Below are 19,767 nucleotides of genomic sequence, written 5' to 3'. Positions count from 1 at the left end.
AATATTTACAGTAGTTGCAAGCAGAACGAAGCAATCGCAATGGCTGGGATTGCTTCGCCCCGCTTGCAATTATATTGTGTAATTAATTATACTTAATTACTTAATGGTTTGCGACCAAAGGTATAAAAAGTTGTGATATCGTTCCAAATGCCTTGTTGCGTTACTAATACTGCCAATTCTGCTTCAAATTCCGCCTTAAGTTTCTCCAGTTGCCCAGATGAGAGTTGGTTCATGGGATTTGGAAATTGTCCAGGTGCTGGATGAGAACCTCCAGACCACATCCGCTTTGCCTGTTGTAGGCTAATATAACTACCGTCTTGCTCAGACTTAATTTCAATCGTCTCAAAGCCTGCTGTTTTTAGTAGGTCATGGCACTTTTCAATAGTGCCTGTCGGTTTACTGAATGCAAGTGAAACGCCATACTTTTGGGCGACTTTTTGCATAGTTACCCCTCCCACAAAAGCGGTGTCTGCAAATGCATGAAAGCCAATTAGCCCACCAGGTTTGAGCAATTGATGCCAAAGGCGTAATGCGGCAGGAACGTCAGCCATCCAAATCAGGGCTGAGGAACATAGGACAACATCAAAACTGTTGGCTGGAAAGTTCAGTTTCTCAGCATCCGCAAGTACAAGCTCAAGATTATTCAGCCCCAACGCTTCAATCTTGCGTTTTGCCTGTTCAAGCATCCCAGTTGAAATGTCCACTCCAACAACTCGACCTGCAAAACCGACAAGCTGTGCTGCTTCAATCGCCACCATACCTGTGCCAGTTGCAATGTCTAAAACATGCTGTCCTTGGCTAATTTGTGCATGTTTAACCAGACGATGAGCAATTCGAGGATGCCAATCGCCCTGATCATAAGTTTGGCCTCTACAGCTGTATAAATCCGCAATCTGTTGCTTATATTCATTTAGATCAAGTTGTTGATTCATAATTCTCTTACAAACAGTGTTTTTTGTCTGACATAATGCTAGAACACTGATTCAAAGAGGTAAAGAACATGTCACAACAGACTTCTTATTCAAACCGATTTTGAGCGATGCCTACGGCGGGTTACGCCTACGCTGGACATGTGAACAGTTTCCTGGTGCTAAATTTTTCCCCCTAGCCGAGCCTGTCTCACAGGGTTCAATACACGTAGTTGGTGATGTTATGAATCAAGGCGAGGGAGTTGCGGATTTTTTGTAAGTCTGACCTCATTTGGTCAGACTTATCTAAAGGTTGCTTATTTTAAGTCACAATCATCGTCTCCTTTATATTTGCAGCGTTCAGACAAAGAACTATGTGTATTAAGTTTGGAAATGCTTACTTATGACCACTAAACCATTTAGAGGCGATCGCTCCTAAAGCTGCTCCTACCACTGGATTACTGAGAAACTTAATAATCGTTGGTTGTTCAGCCATTACTTCTTGGAAAATATCAGGATGGCTATGATATGTGAAAGATGCCAGCTTGCTGAGGTCATCTGCATTTATGTGGTTGGGCTTGTGGGTAGAAAGTCCTAAATCTCGCTCTAGATGACGCTCGTCTAGACCTCTTTGCTTTAAGTGCTTGAAAAATGCCCGTGCAACATCATCCCGTTCGTTAGGCTTAATCTGAGCGATCGCTTTTTGGAGTTCTGGCTCCAGTTGGCTTGGTGGAATGCTGTTATGGTTGAAAGACTGACTAAACAATTGCCGACGTTCATTATGAGATGAGCGCTGGGCAAAATCGTCAAAATTTTGGTATTCCTGAGTTGGATCAGACGAAACATCATCTAAAGATTCTGTATTCCCGTGAGCCAACTCGTTGAGAATTTCGCGTTTATACTTGTCACTGCTGCTCATTTTAAATGTCTCCTTTTCTACTTGCAATCAATTTATTTATACTCAATTTGATTTGATTGCGTATCATACTGAGCCGTCAAAATTAGTTGTTTGTCTGGTGCATACATCAAAACTTTTAAGTCTTGATTGGGGAAGTTTTTGTGAAAACCTTGGAGTAAGGATTTTGCTAATGGTCGCACCTCAGTCGGACGAACTTGAGGCGCAATCACGACACCCAACTTGTTGTTGTCACGTACATAAGCATCCTGGACAATTCCCTTAGCTGTACTAACAACCCAGTTACCAAAATCTTGACCCTGTACACTGTTACCGCGTGATAACAAGGCATAGTCACCACTACGACTAATTTCGGGCAGTAATTGAGTTGGTTGTTTAGCTTGAACAGTACCACTACAGGCGGCTGTTGTTGTTAGTACTAATACCAAGACTAAAGCTGTTAAAACTCGACGAAACTGTTGAATTATTTTCAATTTAACCACCTCATCTAAGCTAATGACTCTTTTGCAATATCAATCTACTTAAAGTATTTTGAGTATAAGTAGGTACAAAACCCGCTCCTACTAACTCAAATGCAATGACCTTTGTAGTTTAAGTAGGTTAAACTCGGTCAGTTTTATTGACTATTGGAGTTCCATCAGTCTCAACGTCTAATTCTTCGCGTCGAACTGTTTCTTGAACCTCAACAGTTTCTTTGTCTACAACTTTTTGCACTCTAACTTCTTCCCGCAAAAAAGCTTCCTTATGGACGTCTGCAACTTCTTCATAGAGTTCTATATGTGCTACCTCGCCCTCGCGGAAGTTAGCAGTTTCAGTAGACACAACTTTGCCTGCGTCTTCAGGAGTGACTCGCTCAATCACGACTCGCTCTTTTTCTACCGGAACAGCAACTGTTACAGTTTCAGTTTCGACATGCTTACCAATCGCTACTTCTCCGGTTTTCCGACGCTGTTTATTAGCAACTAGCCTTTCTCCATAGAGTTTGAAGGTTTGGTCTTCGCTGACATCATATAGATCAGCGTCTTGTGCGTAGGTGTAGGTGTTGGGATCAAGACTGGGAGTAGTGCGGCCAACTGTAGATGCTACCCCAGCTGAACTTTCTACAGACGGTGTGCGATATCCTCGACGCACTCGTTCTTCATAGTCGTAATCAAGCGTTGTATGCTCTTGATATTCAGGTAAATTTTCCGCTTGCTCTCTTGTTATACCAACGACATATACACGGTCTGCTGTAGAGTCAATACGCGATTTTCCTACTGGTAGTAAGACTTTCTTGCCAGAAATCCAAAAGCCTAAGTCAACAATTAAATAGCGGAATGCTCCTTGGTCGTCTACTACAGCATCACTTACTGTGCCAATCTTCTCATCAGTTCCCTGAACATACACACCCATTCCTTTGATATCGTTACCTTCAATAGTATTACGGTAGTCTGTATCAAATTCACTTATTTTCTGGAGTGGCATTATTTTATTCCTTAAAATCTTGCTGTGTCTTTTTTAGAAATTACATAATTTAGTTTATATAAATCTTCTTTCCCAAGATTGATTTCATTCATCTTGATATTTAATCAATAGGAGTAACTAAATATAGTTTTATAACCAGAAAGTATGATATCAAGTTAATAACTTAGTACTTGTGTATTAGTAATTATCAAATCTATTATAACTAAAACTTTATTATTTATGTGACTAGTCTCTAGCCTTTTTGTGACTACTTTCTAGCACTAAATGTCAGGTCTAAAGTTAGGTAATTTGATATATATCATCAAATTCAGCTAGTTAAATATATTTATGGATACCTTACATTGAAATCAAGTAGCTTGACATTTTTTAACGTTTACTGTTTGAGTTGTAATACTTGTTCTATCACTCTTGTTAAAGACAAAATTTCTTCCAAAAGATTGATGAAAAGTAAATCTAAAAACGTCTAAACTTTATGAAGGTACTAATAAATTTGTAAATAAATATTTACCTCTGCTGCTAGAGAGTAATAAGGATAAATCATGGTCTTAGGTGTACATCGGCGTGCTATAGGCGTATTTACTCATCATCAGGATGCGGAACAAGCGCTGCATGAGTTGAGAGATTCTGACTTTGGCAATGGATAGAGTATCTGTGGTTATGCAGGATGCAGACGGCAATAATAATATTGCTGGTGCTGAAGTTAGGGAGTGCGTTGGTGATAAAGCTGACGATGAGCTTCGTGACGCTGGCTCAATTCTCAGCAGGTATAGAATTCAAGAGTGGCAAATCTATGATCGGCGTTAAAAATGTAGTTGCCAAGCAATCGTTGCCAAACTTGATAACAACAAAGTCAAACAATAAAACTGTTGTCATTGCAGAAAATCAGGAGATAATTATGGAAAGCGAATTTCAGCAACAGCAGTATGTCGATGCTGCCTCCCCAAACCAGATAGAAGCACTTAAAGGTTCAGAGTCTGGAAACTTAGCAATGTTACCACCCGCCTTGGAAAATGAAGAACAATGGCAAAGAGTTGGTAGACAGATTTCTATATTTTTGGCAAAAATACCTGAGTACATAGGTAGATTCTACCAAGAATACAAACTACCGATTATCAGCTTTGCTTTGCTTGTGATAGTGGTTACGGCACTGAGAATTTTTCTAGCGGTACTGAATGCAATAAATGATATTCCACTAGTTTCTCCAATTCTACAGTTCATTGGACTTGGTTACACAATTTGGTTTACTTTCCGCTATTTGCTCAAAGATTCCACTCGGCAAGAATTAGCAGCAGAAATTCGCTTGCTTAAAAAACAAATTCTAGGCAGAAAAGAATCACAGACTTTGAGCTAACGACAGTATAGTGGTGCAGGGTTAGGCACTTATAAATAATAAAATGCTGCTCACGTCTACCTTTCGCCCAAAAGGCGAAAGCGCCACAATATTTGGGTTTGGCAAAAAAATCATTCATAAACGGTGAGGCAGCGCCCTCTGGAGCGGGGATTTCTACACCACTTGCTTCTCCGTAGGAGTACAACGGAGGAAAAATACGCAAAGTAGTAGCTCCCCATGAGCGACTGTAAAAAAGAAAAGACCCTTGCCCAGAAAACTGTAGCAGCAAATGCTGATTATGTTTTGAGGCGTGATAGATAATCATAATGGAGCTGCACAAACAAGTGAAGAATTGGTTTACAGCTATTTTCAGGTAAATAGACCACGCTCTACGGGCACAGCATTGCTGTGCTCCTACGACAGATGTGGTTCAAATACATGAAAACTGCTGTAAGGCTAAAACTATTTGTCAAAGTCAATTTTTTTAACGTAGACGCGGAGCGGCTTGCCGCAGGCTACCGCCTTCGCGCAGCGTCTCGTAGAGAAGGCTGCAAAGGAGAGGCAGCGCTCTTACAGGGGGTTTCCACACCAGTTGCTTCTCCTGTGGTCGCCGCTGCGCGTAGCTTGCTTCCCTGTAAGGGTACAAGTCGGCAGAGCCGGACGCCAGTCGCTCATGGGGGAAACCCCCATCGCCTTTGGCGTCTCCCTTTGGGAGAAGACCGCGCTGGCTCCCCATGAACGACTGCCGTCGCAAAGAGAACGAATAAATGCTTAACTTAAATGTATTGCCTTATACCATGTCAGCTAAATTAGAAGGAAAAGGTAATTTATGCTCAAAACAAATAGACTAGCTTCGCAGACCGCAGCAATATTTCTTTTAATATTGCTAACAGTTCCGCTGCTTAATAGCTGCGGCGGAGGTTCCCGAAATGCTGCGTCACCTCCGATTGACGATAGTGTTGGTAGAAATTTAAATAATCGCGCCCCCGTAAATCAACCCCAAGCTAGGAGGGGATTGAGTACAGGACAGAAAGTGGCAATCTTGGCAGGAGCCGCTGGACTTTACTACCTCTACAATCAGCGAAAGAATGCCCAAGGAACAGGAGCGCAGGGGAAATACTACCTTTCTAAGAATGGGCGTGTTTACTATCGAGATGCTCAACATCGCCCTGTCTGGGTAACACCGCCACAAGAGGGGATTCGTGTTCCACAAGAGGAGGCACAACAATACCGTAACTTTCAAGGATATAATAACAGCCCTACAGGGCGAGACTTGAGGGGTTTGAGTGAAGCTCCTGTTCCGACAAATTAATTTTTGCAAATATTATAAATAGATGACGTGTAACCGTCATTCTATTTTTTAATATAAAGTTTTTTCCATATTTAAAGTTAACAACCGACATTCCGCACTTCAATATGTAATACATTGGTATTCAAAAAGATTTCCTAATAATCTATCTTCAATCATGAAGTATTAATACTGGCAATGATTGGGGATTTGTGATTGCTATTTAGGGAACTCCAAAATATAAATTATCCAATTTCAGCGAATCAAAACGACTCTCTTCCCTACTAAGATCTCACTGCTAAGAACTGCCCTCAAAGCGTTGTGTAGCGTCCCGCAGGGATAGAATATTTTTTTAATTGGAAGTCCCTTAAGCACCATTAGCCAGATGTTAGAAATCTTCATGTATTACACAATGAAGTGCAGAATGTAAGGTACAATTACGATTCTTGTTTGACATCGCCAATAGGATTAATTTCTCCAACAAATTTCAACAAATCTACAATGGTAAATGTACCAAGGTTTTCGGCAGGCAATGTTGGTTTCCAATCTGGGTCAGTCGCCAAAAATGAGTTGCTATCTTCTTCTAATAAGCCAACAAAAACTTCAGCCAAAATCCGGCTTCCTACCTGACCCAAACGTTGGCCTTGATTCTGAATTTGGGCTTCTTTAAGAATGTAGTACCACAACGGTGTCTCAATATCAAACTTATGCTTGGCTGCAACTTCTCCATCAGGGCCAGTGGAGATTTCATCCCTAGTCAAAGGTTTTAATTTCAGGAACCGAGCTACTCTTTGACCAGATGGCAAGCCGACACTCCGACCGCGAAGTAAATTTCTTACAGCCAATGATTTTGGCTCTGGAACATTGGGCAAATTTTTTAAAGGTTCAACAAGAAAAGGATCTATGTTGCGGCTGTGATTAACTTGCACATCAGGGTCAATCTCAAAAAATCTTCTCCAGTCAATAACCCAATCACTGGGAATCGGAATATTAAAAGGGTCGCCTAACTGCCCTGATTTGGCAGTGAAAGCAAACAAAAGTTCCAGAGTCGCGGGTGCAAATCCACCAGGAAGAGGAGTAAAAACACGGTTGTAGTCATAAACTGCACGCACCATACTATGACCAAGACGATAGGCAGCTACAGAAAACTCTACAGGAATAAATGGCTGCTGATCCTCCTTCAATATAAAAAAGCGTCTGCCCTCTTTAAGTACTAGTTCTAGCTGTTCCTTGTCAATAATGCGAGTCAAGAAGTCATGAAGTACTATCCATTGATAGTGCCAAATTACTAGTTCTCTGGCCTTTTCAAAATCCGACTTATCTATGGACTTTGATGATTCAATGGTTTTATTCTTGATACCTGTAACTACTTTGTTGTGAAATTTCAGAAAAGCCAGGTGAAGCTGTGCAACGATTAAGTTTTCATCGTTGCGCGGATCTCCAAGTAGTCCCAGACCACTAGAAGCGCGAGGAAGATCGTTAGGCAATTCTGGGGGAACACTGGGATCTCCTACCCCAGGGTCTTTATTAGTTGTGCCAATTAAAAACAGATTCTGGTCAGGAAGTTGGTATAGATACGGTTGTACGTCAGGCCCAGAACCATAAATACTATCAAGATCAAGTGCTGGTGTTCGGAAGTTTGTTACAGCCAATGGATCGACAATGATCTCTTTAAGAGTAGTGGTGTCTAAGGTAATATCATGATCGACAAATTGACCGAAATAAGTAAAGCCTGCGGGGATGCTTACATTGTCTCCCGCCGGTGTGTTCGGGCTAGGATCGCTTAGTGCATTGCCCAGTTCTTTTAAACTTTCCTCAGATGGAATAAAGAAACGAAGTTTTGGAAACAATCTGCCGAACTTACCTGTTTGGGCAAATTCACTTGGTGGTTGATGTTCACCTCTACGAGGGGTGAATCCATGCTGTCTACCCATACTAGCTCCTTTGGATAAAAAATTATTTTCTTGTTCAAAGAATACTTGCACTCTAGTGTGGAAAAACAAGTTTTAATATTACCCGTTAGGGTACTATTTTTCTTCTCATCTGCTAGTAAAAACAGAGTGTAAGTGTCGAGTCATGCTTTGCCGTGAATAGTTTGGTAGTTACTCTGATTGCCCATACCCTCAATATAGACAATCTCTGAAGCAGTGGCGAAGATTATTCTGGCGATGAAAACCTCATCTCTTGAATCGGGATAGCCGTCTTATATCAAGAGCGTTCGTTGTTCTCTACTAATTTTGGCTAAAAAACTTTCACTGGTTTGGGTTGGTGACGTTAAGGATTAATGCAAGTGAGAATTTCTGAGCTTATTTTCTCATTAGAGATTTTCTCATTTTGGGAAATTAGCCAGCATGGTGGGAAGGGGCGTTCCAAACATTGATTTGAGAGCAATTGTCCCTAGCAAATTCTTTAACCTGACTCTACGAAATAGCGATCGCTTCCATCGGCATGTAGCCCATCACCTAAGTCGCAGTCTGGGTATTACACTTGAAATCAGCGTCACCATTTTTCGCCACTACGCTGCTATTGGCATTAATTTACAAAGTTCTGCCAGATATTAAAATCACCTGGAGTAATGTCTGGATTGGTGCAGTGATCGCCTCAGTCCTGTTCACAGTTGGAAATCTCTTTTCGGAATATACCTGGGTAATGGTAGTTTTAACTCTACATACGGTGCAGCTGTCTCCCCAATAATCATCCTGGTTTGGGTTTACTATTCTGCCCAGATTCTCTTTTTTGGAAGCGAGTTTACTAAAATTTATACGAGAAAATACAACTCCAGAATTGTAACTGCCCAAAACGCTGTAACTTTGACTGAAGAAGGTCCTAGTTAACAATAAATCAAAGCACTGATACAAAAAATTATAAATATAATCGTAAATATCACGCTTTACCTTCTCGACGGCAGACCTTACTGCTTCCGGAAACCAATTATTTTTCTCAAAAATGGAAGGTATTTTCGGTAATATGATTAATAGGATTTTGCAATCTGGAGCTATGTGGACTTCTTAAACTATGTAAATTACCTACGTTAACAGCATATTTGTAGATAAATGAAACAGTTAGCAAAAACGTTATCTAGTAAACTTCTGCATCTATTTCAGCAGATACTAAAAATTCCCATTTACTCTAATTCAAATCCTAACAGAACTGATGTTGAAGATGAAGATTTTCTGGAAGACCCGACTGCTCAGTTAGAAAAAAAAATTCCTCTTCCAGACAGAGTTCAGAAAAATGAGCAAAAGTTACTATTAAATCACCAGTATTCAGTTAAACCTCGACAATTCAAAAAAGCTTCCTTATTTCCTGACAGTAAAACCAGTATTGCTGCCTTGTCGCTAGTTTTGCATGGAGTTGCTGAAGTCTTATCTCAAAAAATGAATCTGTCATGGAAAGGTCAAGTAAATAGTACTTTCAGCTACGAAAAAGAAATTGAAAGTGGAAAAGGAAAAATTTGTTATTATGTAACAGATAATCCTGAAACCCCACAACCAGAAACTTTGGCCGAAGAGGCTGCTCTAATTGTTATAGATCAATTTGACCCAAGAGCGTGTGCAATTCACCTGATTTATTGTGCCTTAGTAGCTAGTCTAGATAAACCTTGGCAAGGGAATTTTGTTATTGATGACAGGCAACTACTTGAATACACAGGGCTTATTAAACGCAGGGACTTATGTAAACATGAAAAATTGAGTATTTTGTACCACTTGTTACGGCAACCTGCTCAGGTATTAGCCTCTATTGCATGGCCTAAACACGGCAAAGTAGGAGCTTTTACTGTTGCTGATTTGAAGATTTGGGACGTTAACATAATACGAGATTTTGAAACAGATAAAGCTGGCAATAACAAGCTAGTGGGTTTAAAGGTGATAGGTCAACCTGGAGTATGGACAAAATACTTTCTCAACAAATCTAAATACCACTACCAGACTGGAATTATTACCAAAAAAACCGTACAAAAACTATTTAGTATTGGTAAACAAAATGCTGGCGCGGCTAGAATGCTAGTTTGGCTAACCTTTCAAATCCAACCGGAATTTCAGGATTGTGTAACGGGCAAGACTCTGATGGAGATTGCTTATGGCGCAGAGAAAGTGTCAACAGCAGAGCAAGACAGACAGCTCAGACGGCAAATGGCTGATGACTTTGAAACTGACTTGAAAGTTGTTAAAGAAGCTGGATGGCAAGCAGAACTGGAAACAGGTCCAACTTGGTTAACAAGCAGCAAAAGCACTAAAAGACCTATAGGTTACTGGAGTGAAATACTGAATTCTAGATGGCGTTTTCATCTACCAGCAGAAGTACAGGAACGCTTGACCCTGGACTCGAATCAGCTAAGTGCAAACAATATCCAGCCTCTATCAGGTAATATGATTAGAGAAGCTAGAAAAGCAAAAGGCTGGTCTAGGGCATTTTTCGCTACAACGATGGGGAAAAGCGTTTCCTGGGTTGATGCAGTCGAGACAGGTACACGTCAGGTTTCTCAAAAGGACTTGCCCAAGTTGCTCAATACACTGGAACTACACCTTGACAGGTATTGATTTCAACTAAAGTTTTATCGTTTTTCTGAGTTAAAAGGGAATAGCGAATAGGGAAAGGTACAAATCTCAATGCAGTAAGTGCTTGAGAATTCAATTAAAGTGTTAAAGTCGAGCATTAGTTTAGAGGCTGTTTCTAAAGAAATGTAAAAAGCAGTAACGCGGTGATTGGATGGTGGAATCCATATCGTCGCTTGATTAAGGATTATGAACTTTTACCAGAAATGAGCGAGTCTATGATTTACACAGTGATGATTCGTTTAATGTTGAAACGACTGGCAAAGTCTTATTTGTCCACTTCATAATCATTTACAAACAGCCTCTAATAGTGATCGCCTTACTTTACTTTCTTTACATTTCTTTAGAGACAACCTCTTAGTCTGATTCGGCTAATGTGTACAAATATCAATCACGTCTAGTCATTTATGGCATTTCTGATGAATGAATCGTTACTCTTTAGCAAAACGATGTTTGGCGGAAGCTCTAGGTACAGCTTGGTTGGTGCTGATGGGCGTGGGTACTGCGGTGATCTCTGGTGCAATACCTTGGGTTGGAGTTACTGGGGTGGCGATCGCTTTTGGCTTAAGTTTGTTGACTGCTGCCTATACTTTTGGCTCTATAAGCGGATGTCACATCAACCCCGCAGTCACAATTGGTTTTTGGGTAGCCAAGCAGTTTTCTTCTAAAGACGTTTTACCGTATATCGGCAGTCAGGTTCTCGGCGGAATTTGGGGGACTACTATCCTGTTTTTGATTTGCATGGGCAAGCCGGAGTTTACAACAGCTAACTTTGGTTCTAATGGGGTGGGAATTCACTCCCCTGGTAACTATAGCTGGTGGGCTTGTGCATTAGCTGAATTCACTGTTACCTGTGGTTTTGTGCTGCTGATTTTGAGCGTCACATCTTCTCCTGCTCTGAAGCGGTCTGCACCCATCCCCATCGGTTTCGGGCTGACCTTGGCGCATCTGATCCTCATTCCTGTGACAAACGCCAGCGTCAATCCCGTGCGATCGCTAGCCACAGCTATATTTACTCGCGGTTGGGCATTGGCTGACCTTTGGATTTTCATTGTGTTTCCAATTTTTGGTGGAGTTTTGGCGGGTATGGTCGCCCGATGGCTGCAAGAACCAGACATCTAATACAATGATTATGATTACCAATTAGTGAGTACTTTATTCTTTGGAAGTCTCTAATTGTGTAACGACTGTTCAATAGCGTTAAGCTAGAATAAATCCATTTTAATATTAGTAATGCCTAATATTCAAGAACACGTAAACACTCTCTTTACAAAATTTGTTCCGGGTTATAGATTTCTTCGTTTACAAGAACTCACAATTGATAAAGATAATTCACTCCAAACAGAAATTAATAGTAAATCAATTCAAGTTCTCAGTTGGAATATTGCTAAACAAAACTATAATAACACTTGGTTAAAAGATTTTTCAAACATCATTGAAACTTATCAACCAAACCTCATATTTCTACAAGAATTTTCTCTCAAGTTAGAAGCAGATGAATTGCCAAAATGGCTAAAAATGAATTGGACTTTTGCTCCTAGCTTTGTAGATATTCATCATCAAACCTATTCGGGGATTTTCACAGCATCTACAATCAGTCCACTCACCAAAAAAGTTATAACTACTAAACATTATGAGCCGATTGTTAAAACTCCTAAAATTTCTTTAGTTACTGAGTATCTGCTATCTGATAAAAGCACAACTCTTCTGACAATCAATAGTCATCTAATCAATTTTGTAGATTTAAATAAATTTAAAACACAACTAAATGAATTAGAACTAATATTATCTATACATCGTGGTCCACTAATATTTTCAGGAGATTTCAATACTTGGAGTCGAAAAAGAGCAGTTATCCTCAATCAAGTAACAACACAATTAGGATTAACGCCTGTAATTTTCGCACCTGATGAGAAGGAGAAAATTAAACGCTTCCTGTTATCACCCCCTTTAGATCATATCTTCTATCGAGATATCAGTGCGAAAAAAGCCAGTGCTAAGGTGCTAGACCAAATTTGTTCATCCGATCATAAGCCATTGCTGGCAGAATTTACTTATACCAATATTCAAAAAAACTAAGATGCTTGTAGATGCTGGTGTTCTAGCTATTTTTAGCACAGCTACAGTTGTTGTTCATCTAGTGGGAGTTGCACATGCAGCCCATGCAGTGATGAATGTGCGTTCTTCTCAAGGGGCAATTGCCTGGAGTATTTCTCTAATTACCTTTCCCTGGCTAGCGATTCCGTTGTATTGGATTTTAGGAAGGACTAAATTTCATGGATATGCTGAAACACTGCGCTCAGTCTATGCACAACACTACAACCTTATTCAGCCGATTTATAGTGAAATTACTAAATTTCAGGTTGCACCACCAGATAATCTAGCCGAGTTGCAACCATTAGCGGAGGCTTTTACAGAAATTCCTTTCACATCAGGCAATGCTGCCGAATTACTGATTGATGGTCAGCAAACCTTTGAAGCGATGCTGAAAAAGATTGCACTGGCGACAAATTATATTTTGTTCCAATTCTATACTGTTAACGATGACCAAGCTGGTAATCAGTTTAAAGAAGCATTGATTGCTAAAGCCAAGGAAGGAATAAACATCTACTTTCTATACGATGAAATTGGTTCCAAGAAACTATCTCGCCCTTATATCGAGTCTCTACAACAGCATGGAATTGCAGTAAGTGCATTTAACACTACCCAAGGTCAGGGTAATCGGCTCCAATATAATTTTCGCAATCATCGCAAAATTCTGGTGGTGGATGGAGAAATAGCATTTGTAGGTGGACTGAATATTGGTGACGAATATTTAGGAAAAAATCCTCGCTTGAGTCCCTGGCGCGACACCCACATGATGCTCGAAGGCCCAACTGTACAAAGCCTACAAAACTCTTTTTTGCGAGATTGGTATTGGGCGACTCGAAAACTTCTTGAAGTTAATTGGCAGGTAAAAATTAATCAGGAAACTAATCAAACTGTATTCATTCTTCCTACAGGCCCCGCAGATACACTACCAACTTGTAAGCTTTTTTTCGTCGAACTAATTAATCAAGCTCAAACTCACCTCTGGATTGCTAGTCCATACTTTGTGCCGGACGAGGCAACATTGTCAGCCTTAAAACTGGCAGCTATGCGAGGTGTAGATGTGCGAATTCTCTTACCAAACCGACCCGATCATTTATTTGTTTATTTATGTTCCTTCTCTTACTACACCGAAATGGAAAAAATCGGTATCAAGCTGTATCGTTACAAAAATGGGTTTATGCACCAGAAAATTATAGTCATTGATGAGAATATAGCAGGGGTAGGAACTGTTAACTTAGATAGTCGCTCTTTTTCACTAAACTTTGAAGTTATGGGTTTTGTTACCGAGCCTCGGTTTGTCCAAAGTGTGAAAAAGATGTTAGAGGATGATTTAGCTGTCTGTGTTGCTGTTGATCTTGATGAGTACGATAAAAAACCTTTTTGGTTTAAGTTAGCTGTAAGAGTCTCTCGATTGCTGACTCCTTTACTTTAATCACTAATAATTGTCCCTACCTCTAATATATACGAACTGGCTATGGTGCATGAGTAACAGAGCTAGCCTTCATGGGTGCAGAATGTTCAAATGCTTCAGGATGAGTTACTTCAAGAGAGCGAATTAACTCCCGAATGACATCAGTTGCTAGTCTGCCTGTGCTTGCACAATATCGTTCAAGTTTTTCGCTCTCAGTTGATGCGAGATTTATCGTGATTCGTTTGATAGCCCATTTTTTGTTCATGACTTGCTCTATTAATCAAAGAAAGAGAAATTAAACTTACAAAGCACTTTGGCAATGGTTTTAATCCTATATTTCAGCGACATTTTCAGCTTTAGCCTAAAATTGATTATTAGTTTTTCACCTCTACTATGCCTCAAAACCACAACAGTAATTCCCGAAGATTGCCCAAAATTAGAACCACGATTTTCTACATCTTCGTTGTCATTGCTGTTTTAGTAGTAGCCTTTTTGGCGTTGCCGCATGCAGACGCTCTCTACGAGACGCTACGCGTAGCGTCTCGTAGAGAAGCTATGCCGTTGGCGTTCGCGAACAGCGTGTCGCAGACAAGCCTCTCGTTCGCTGTCTTCGTCTCTGAAAGAGAAGAGAAGGCTTTACGCTGCGCTATCGGCGGGAACCACCGCTCAACGCCAGTTGCTTTAAGTGGGGGAACCCCACCAACGGACTGGCTCGACTTTGCGCTATTTACGCCGTGGCATACTAGTACCGCAAGGCGGAAGTCAAAAGTCAAAAGTCACTCATTCAAAAGTATTATGGAATAAGCTCTTTAGGGCTTTTCAATAGTCTGCTTATTTACGCTGTGCTGTACTAGTGTGAATTGAGATTTTACAATCCTCTTACTGTTATCTCAGATGATTATACATTTTATGTATATCTTCATCTTCCTTTAACAACGACTGAGTTTTTACTGAAGAAAGGGAAAGGGAAAATTTGGACTATCAAAATAGGTACTGTGATTTGGGTAACTATTTACGTAGTACCTTGTAATATTTTTATCCTTATGGAATTAGGGTAGCTGCGATCGCTCCCCAAGTCTCACAAATATTGCACCGCGCTGAACATTACTTAACTTTCCGGTGCGCCTTTTGACGATCGCGTTGCGAAAGCTTATGTGGACTAAATAATAAGGTATTTAATCCACCATTGTTAAGTTGAGTTACTAATGAGAGCCGACGCAGTTAAACCTTGACTCGTCGGAGTCAGCTTTACTCGTGATCAATTTTTTCGATATCATCAGGTGTACCAGTGGCAGAAATTTTTGATGTGCCAGATTTACCTGCACCTGAGTTGCCACCAGAAGCGCCAGCACCCCCTGAGTGTTTAGAATCCGTCTTCCCTTGTTCTTCTTGAAGCTGTTCAAGGCGGTTTTTTTCTTGAGCTTTATCTTTTTGGTCAGCCATATCTTATTTACATTTTTCAAAGTAGCGATCGCTCTTAACTCTACCATTTTCCTTATTCAAATGACACCAGATACCTAAGATGATCGCGTTGCGGGTCTTAAACCCTTTAATTTACGGTAAATACTCAGTCATCACCTGAGTTAACCCCAGAAAATCATCAAACAGCCGAGAAGATACAAGCCTCTAAGTTTGACTTTGAAGAAGTGAAATGATTACAGGAATACTTAATGAGGTACACCTTTTCAACTCTAGAGCCAGATATAGAGCAAATTTTACTCCTAACTCCTAACTTCTAACTCCTGAATTTTTTATATTCTAATATACCAAATTTTGGTCTTTAAGTTGTTCTTTCGCTAAAGCCAATGCTTGATGAGCATTTTTAAACTTTGTTTCATCTGTAAATTTATTACCAAAATACTTTAAATAAGCTTCCAGATACCGAATACGTAAGCGTGGATCAGCCGGATTCTGAAGAAAGGGGAGGTCAAGTTCAACCATAAATCGGATAGCCAACAAAGGGATAGGGCTACGAAGTGGACGAAAATTTGGGTTGTGCAGACCAGGACTTTCATTACGTTTATGAAATTCTCCTATCATCAGTCCTGACTCAACAAACAAAGGTTTAAGTTTTTGTTGGACACCATCTATTAGTTCAGAAGTGTCTTCTATATGGATATCAGGAAATATAAGTAAAAAAGCTTTATTGATTGCTAATTCCGGCTGTTGAACTTCCATATCAAGAAATATATCTCGGTAGCGGATAACAATCTCTTCTATTTCCTCTGGATACAAATTTTTTGTGTGAATAACTGCCAGACGAATACTGTTTGACTTGAGAGCAAAAGGTACAAAAGGGCAAACTACACCGGGTCTTCCTAAGTTAGGATGAGGCCTTCCTAAAAACTTTTTTACCCACTCCATAATTTCAATTAAGCAAAGAAGGTCTTTATATTGCTGTTCGATTTCAAGAGTTGTATAGAGTTGCATGAGCTTGAGTGAAATGGAATAATTGTTTAATTCAAAATCCAAAACTAGTTTTACAAAATTATCTTTTTTAAACTAATTATTATCTAAGAAAATAAAACCAGCTTTGATAATTTTTATTTTGGGTTCATCTGTGGCTTATAGCAGATAAAAATGCTAGAGCATTTTTGTGAATTTAAATAAATTCACGCCAAGATATACACAAACATATTTTTGCAATAAGCAACTTATGTTCATTTATTCTTGGCATTTTAGCTAGAATACGTATGTATTATTCAGCAGATGCTCCTATTTTATTTTACACTTTTAAGTTTCTATTATTTTTAAGAAGAATATTATAAAGTTTATGTTTAAATGGTTATTTTTACTGTAAAAATTTAGTAATGACCTAACAGCAACTATAGGCTTAATATCAAGTTAGTATAATTTTTTATAGGTAAATTCAAGGTTTAACTATAAATAGTTATTTTTCTGTAAAAGTTTAGTAATTAATTAACAGCAATTATACATTTAATATCAAGCTAGTATAATCTTTTCAAGGTAAATTTTATGTTTGAATAGTTATTTTTATTATAAAACTTTAGGATTTATTGAACAGCAATTATAGGTTTAATATCAAGTCGATATAATTTTATCTAAGAAAAATATCAAAAATTAAGTTCAAATTTATAAGCTGTATATTATTTAAATAGGTTGGCGTAAAAATTTGTTGTTGGAATAAGTTCTCGTTCCCAGCCTCTGCATGGGAATGGCTGATTAGAAGCTCTACCTCTAGTCAGACATTGAGTCAGTAGCCCACATGAATGAAGTCAGGAAACCTTCGCTCCCACAACTCTGGCAACGCACTGCCTCCTTTACAAAATTGGATATTTTTTTAATTGTCAGTCCCTTATTTTTCAACAAATTCTTTCACTACTGCCATAGCATCAGAAGGAATCTGTGTAATTAGGCGAAATGGAAATGCCGCAGTCGAAGTAAACTCGGCATAATCTGATGTCAGAAAGATAGCGTAGTTTTTAGCTTCTGGAGTCATTTGTGCAGCAAACGCCAAAGCTATAGCTTTAACGGAAACCACCGCTCCGACAACTCTAGCAACGCACTAGCTCCCTTACAAAATTGGATATTTTTTTAATTGTCAGTCCCTTATTTCTCAACAAATTCTTTCACCACTGCCATAGCATCAGGGGGAATCTGTGTAATTAGGCGGAATGGAAATGCCGCAGTCGAAGCAAACTGGGCATAATCTGATGTCAGAAAGATAGCGTAGTTTTTAGCTTCTGGAGTCATCTGTGCAGCAAACGCCAAAGCTATAGCTTTAACATACTTGCGAACATCTGCTGCTTGTTCACCCACAACTTCACCGCCACTAATCGGTGTATTTGGTTGTCCTATCTGATCCAAAGTCTTACTGGGGTCTTTTACACTCAGATGAGTACCCCCAACTATACCAACTAGCCATTTGGGGGATGGGATTTTGTCAAATCCCACAATCTGTTCAGTTAAAGCTGGGGTGGTTTTATCTGCGGAACTTGCTAACACTAAAGTAGGAACTTGCACCTTAGTTAACCCAGTTTCGCCAAACATCAGAGAAGTTGTAGGATTGAGAGCGATCGCCTGTTTTATTCTGGTATCCCGTAGTTGATAGGTATTTTCTGGCAGTTCTTGAGCAATGCACTGCATAATTTCTCCCTCACTGAAGATAGACAAGCTCTTTTTACAGCGTTGTTTTAGTCGTTCTAGTTGTAACTCGGCTCCAGCAACTTCTAAAGCTGTACCACCACCAAAAGAATGGCCAATGACCATCGCGTTCGTGGTTGCAAGTTTCCCTTGCAACGGATGATTAGCCGTTTGGTTGAGCTTTTCTAATTCGTCGAGGACAAAACTAATATCTTGAGGACGATCCAAAAACTCCTGAGGCTTCATAACTCTGGTTTTGCCTTGTAATGCTGAGTTAGTATTTGCCTGGTTACTACCGGGATGTTCTAAAGTTGCTACTACATAACCGTGGGATGCTAAATGTTCTGCTAGGTAACGCAAGTCTGTGCGGACTGACGCGAAACCGTGAGAAAAGACAATTACGGGTTTATTGGCAGTTGCAGCAGTTGACCAGTAAATATCAACTGGAATATTACGGTTACGCTTTTGGTCATTCCAGTCTAATTTGAGTATTTGTACTTGAGCGCTTCCTGGTTGGCTAGGGTCAAAAGGGAAAGCAATCTGCGGTGTTTTGTGGTCGAGTTGGGGAGCGATGGTTAGCATAAATTGCTGGGTACGCCAAAAAGCTGTATTCAAACTTCCTGCAACTATAAAAGCCTGTGGCAAATTAATTTCTAGGCGTTTACTGGGATAAGCAGCGATAAAACTCAGTACAGAAAGACCCTGCGGTGCAATAGAGCCTAATACCAATCCTGCTCTGAGTGCTTGTACCCCAGCTTTGTCCTTTCGGGCTAAGACCGTAGCAAAGTCATTGAGAATAGTTGTACCAATCTGGGTATTAACTAACCTATCAACTGTGACAACATTCATTGGTATATTCATGCCCAGCGCCCCCAAGAGAAAGCGGCGTTGTTGTTCAGATAATCCTTTAGTGTAAGGCTTCAAACTTCTAGGCAATTCCCCAGTTTTTGTAGCCTTTTGCAACTCAGCAAGGGAGATTGATTCTGTAAATAAACCTAAACGCACAACAACTGTGTCAGCCGCAATAGCCGAAGTATTTGCCCCGAACTGTGTAAGTACAATTGCGCCAAACAAACCTGCAACTGTCTTAAGACTTCTCCAACTTATTGCCATAAACTTTTATACCATTTGTTACTTACGGGAATATAACTAATATTTGTGTATTTGACTACTCCATTAATTGCCTAAAAATCAAAGCATATTTTTTCTTGAACTTGATGGCGATGTCTACGACGGGCTATGACGCTCGAACGTGAACAGCGTGTCGCAGACAAGACTCGAAGAGAGCTTCTCTACGAGACGCTCTTGCTAGCTTGCTTAAGAGTAGGGGTACACTATCGGCGTCGCCCTAATCTCCTCAAAGCATCAGCAGATGCGAACAGAGTTACATCAAAAGCATCACAAAAGCAACAAATTGTAGAATTCATCACAGCTAAAAATTTGAGCATAAATCAGTGTTAACAGCCACAAAAGCCCGATTGTTTCTCAGCTAGTTTAATACTGTGACAAAGCTCTAGAACAGGGTAAGCGATGCCTGCGGCAGTAAACTACGCATCTACAATTTGCACTTTTTGTGGGCTGATGTCTTGACTGCAATTTTTTTTGACAGGAAAGTTTAACCCATCGCTTAATGTTTTGTCTTTGCCCTTTAGAAGGTGTTGCAGAGGTGTTGCAGGTGGATAGTCTTACTGCTGTAGCT

22 protein-coding genes are annotated in these 19,767 nt (G+C 39.9%); 12 read left to right on the top strand and 10 right to left on the bottom strand.

From position 1 onward, the window contains the following. Positions 1–92 precede the first annotated feature (92 nt). Positions 93–932: a class I SAM-dependent methyltransferase gene (locus tag V7L29_RS29725; protein ID WP_334737744.1), complete on the bottom strand. Its 840-nt coding sequence runs from the start codon at positions 930–932 to the stop codon at positions 93–95. Between the two features lie 100 nt (positions 933–1,032). Here V7L29_RS29725 and V7L29_RS29720 point away from each other — a divergent pair, with 100 nt between their 5' ends. After that, complete coding sequence (locus V7L29_RS29720) at positions 1,033–1,188, top strand: hypothetical protein (protein WP_334737743.1); 156 nt, start codon at positions 1,033–1,035, stop codon at positions 1,186–1,188. Positions 1,189–1,305: 117 nt separating this feature from the next. Here the strand turns inward: V7L29_RS29720 and V7L29_RS29715 are convergent, their stop codons facing one another. The 3 genes from V7L29_RS29715 to V7L29_RS29705 form a co-directional block, all read right to left on the bottom strand. Further along, the gene (locus V7L29_RS29715; protein WP_334693025.1) at positions 1,306–1,827 is read right to left on the bottom strand and encodes a hypothetical protein; all 522 of its coding nucleotides are present in this window, start codon (positions 1,825–1,827) and stop codon (positions 1,306–1,308) included. A gap of 32 nt (positions 1,828–1,859) precedes the next feature. Continuing rightward, complete coding sequence (locus tag V7L29_RS29710; RefSeq protein WP_334693024.1) at positions 1,860–2,297, bottom strand: hypothetical protein; 438 nt, start codon at positions 2,295–2,297, stop codon at positions 1,860–1,862. A 127-nt stretch (positions 2,298–2,424) separates the two neighbouring features. After that, positions 2,425–3,288: a DUF2382 domain-containing protein gene (locus V7L29_RS29705; protein ID WP_334737742.1), complete on the bottom strand. Its 864-nt coding sequence runs from the start codon at positions 3,286–3,288 to the stop codon at positions 2,425–2,427. Between the two features lie 636 nt (positions 3,289–3,924). On the opposite strand from V7L29_RS29705, the gene V7L29_RS29700 reads away from it, so the two are divergent. From V7L29_RS29700 to V7L29_RS29685, 4 genes are all read left to right on the top strand, one after another. Further along, entirely contained in the window at positions 3,925–4,092 is a 168-nt protein-coding gene (locus V7L29_RS29700; protein WP_334693022.1) for a hypothetical protein, read from the top strand. Positions 4,093–4,183: 91 nt separating this feature from the next. Further along, complete coding sequence (locus tag V7L29_RS29695; protein ID WP_334693021.1) at positions 4,184–4,639, top strand: CAAD domain-containing protein; 456 nt, start codon at positions 4,184–4,186, stop codon at positions 4,637–4,639. Between the two features lie 417 nt (positions 4,640–5,056). Further along, positions 5,057–5,356: a hypothetical protein gene (locus tag V7L29_RS29690; protein ID WP_334693020.1), complete on the top strand. Its 300-nt coding sequence runs from the start codon at positions 5,057–5,059 to the stop codon at positions 5,354–5,356. Between the two features lie 91 nt (positions 5,357–5,447). Beyond that, complete coding sequence (locus V7L29_RS29685; RefSeq protein WP_334693019.1) at positions 5,448–5,930, top strand: hypothetical protein; 483 nt, start codon at positions 5,448–5,450, stop codon at positions 5,928–5,930. Positions 5,931–6,343: 413 nt separating this feature from the next. Here the strand turns inward: V7L29_RS29685 and V7L29_RS29680 are convergent, their stop codons facing one another. Continuing rightward, positions 6,344–7,840: a peroxidase family protein gene (locus V7L29_RS29680; RefSeq protein WP_334737741.1), complete on the bottom strand. Its 1,497-nt coding sequence runs from the start codon at positions 7,838–7,840 to the stop codon at positions 6,344–6,346. A gap of 417 nt (positions 7,841–8,257) precedes the next feature. On the opposite strand from V7L29_RS29680, the gene V7L29_RS29675 reads away from it, so the two are divergent. From V7L29_RS29675 to cls, 6 genes are all read left to right on the top strand, one after another. Beyond that, positions 8,258–8,467, top strand: a complete 210-nt coding sequence (locus V7L29_RS29675; protein ID WP_334737740.1) for a hypothetical protein — start codon at positions 8,258–8,260, stop codon at positions 8,465–8,467. An 18-nt stretch (positions 8,468–8,485) separates the two neighbouring features. Then, a complete protein-coding gene (locus V7L29_RS29670) occupies positions 8,486–8,740 on the top strand; it encodes a YhjD/YihY/BrkB family envelope integrity protein (protein ID WP_334737759.1) in 255 nt (84 codons plus the stop codon). Positions 8,741–8,959: 219 nt separating this feature from the next. Beyond that, positions 8,960–10,447 (top strand): helix-turn-helix domain-containing protein, encoded by a 1,488-nt coding sequence (locus V7L29_RS29665; RefSeq protein ID WP_334737739.1) that lies wholly within the window; start codon positions 8,960–8,962, stop codon positions 10,445–10,447. A gap of 438 nt (positions 10,448–10,885) precedes the next feature. After that, positions 10,886–11,584, top strand: a complete 699-nt coding sequence (aqpZ, locus tag V7L29_RS29655) for an aquaporin Z (protein ID WP_334737738.1) — start codon at positions 10,886–10,888, stop codon at positions 11,582–11,584. Positions 11,585–11,695: 111 nt separating this feature from the next. Further along, positions 11,696–12,541 carry an endonuclease/exonuclease/phosphatase family protein gene (locus V7L29_RS29650; RefSeq protein WP_334737737.1) on the top strand — a complete coding sequence of 282 codons (846 nt, stop codon included), beginning with the start codon at positions 11,696–11,698 and terminating at the stop codon, positions 12,539–12,541. Between the two features lies 1 nt (position 12,542). Beyond that, positions 12,543–13,985 (top strand): cardiolipin synthase, encoded by a 1,443-nt coding sequence (gene cls, locus V7L29_RS29645; RefSeq protein ID WP_334737736.1) that lies wholly within the window; start codon positions 12,543–12,545, stop codon positions 13,983–13,985. 40 nt (positions 13,986–14,025) lie between these two features. On the opposite strand, the gene V7L29_RS29640 is transcribed toward cls, so the two are convergent. The 5 genes from V7L29_RS29640 to V7L29_RS29620 all read right to left on the bottom strand — a co-directional run bounded on the left by V7L29_RS29640 (position 14,026) and on the right by V7L29_RS29620 (position 19,181). Then, entirely contained in the window at positions 14,026–14,229 is a 204-nt protein-coding gene (locus V7L29_RS29640; protein ID WP_334693938.1) for a CopG family transcriptional regulator, read from the bottom strand. 983 nt (positions 14,230–15,212) lie between these two features. After that, positions 15,213–15,407 carry a hypothetical protein gene (locus tag V7L29_RS29635; protein WP_334737735.1) on the bottom strand — a complete coding sequence of 65 codons (195 nt, stop codon included), beginning with the start codon at positions 15,405–15,407 and terminating at the stop codon, positions 15,213–15,215. Positions 15,408–15,722: 315 nt separating this feature from the next. Beyond that, the gene (locus V7L29_RS29630; protein WP_334693936.1) at positions 15,723–16,436 is read right to left on the bottom strand and encodes a DUF6875 domain-containing protein; all 714 of its coding nucleotides are present in this window, start codon (positions 16,434–16,436) and stop codon (positions 15,723–15,725) included. Between the two features lie 844 nt (positions 16,437–17,280). Continuing rightward, positions 17,281–17,466, bottom strand: coding sequence for a hypothetical protein (locus tag V7L29_RS29625; RefSeq protein ID WP_334693935.1), 186 nt, complete (start codon positions 17,464–17,466; stop codon positions 17,281–17,283). 68 nt (positions 17,467–17,534) lie between these two features. Next, the gene (locus V7L29_RS29620; protein ID WP_334737734.1) at positions 17,535–19,181 is read right to left on the bottom strand and encodes an alpha/beta hydrolase; all 1,647 of its coding nucleotides are present in this window, start codon (positions 19,179–19,181) and stop codon (positions 17,535–17,537) included. A gap of 126 nt (positions 19,182–19,307) precedes the next feature. Here V7L29_RS29620 and V7L29_RS29615 point away from each other — a divergent pair, with 126 nt between their 5' ends. Next, on the top strand, positions 19,308–19,529 hold the full coding sequence (locus V7L29_RS29615) for a hypothetical protein (protein WP_334737733.1): 222 nt from the start codon (positions 19,308–19,310) through the stop codon (positions 19,527–19,529). Positions 19,530–19,767 lie beyond the last annotated feature (238 nt).

Source organism: Nostoc sp., from assembly GCF_036916575.1.
Taxonomy (GTDB): domain Bacteria; phylum Cyanobacteriota; class Cyanobacteriia; order Cyanobacteriales; family Nostocaceae; genus Nostoc.
Note: the sequence above shows the minus strand (reverse complement) of the source record. Positions and strands in the feature narration are given on the sequence as shown.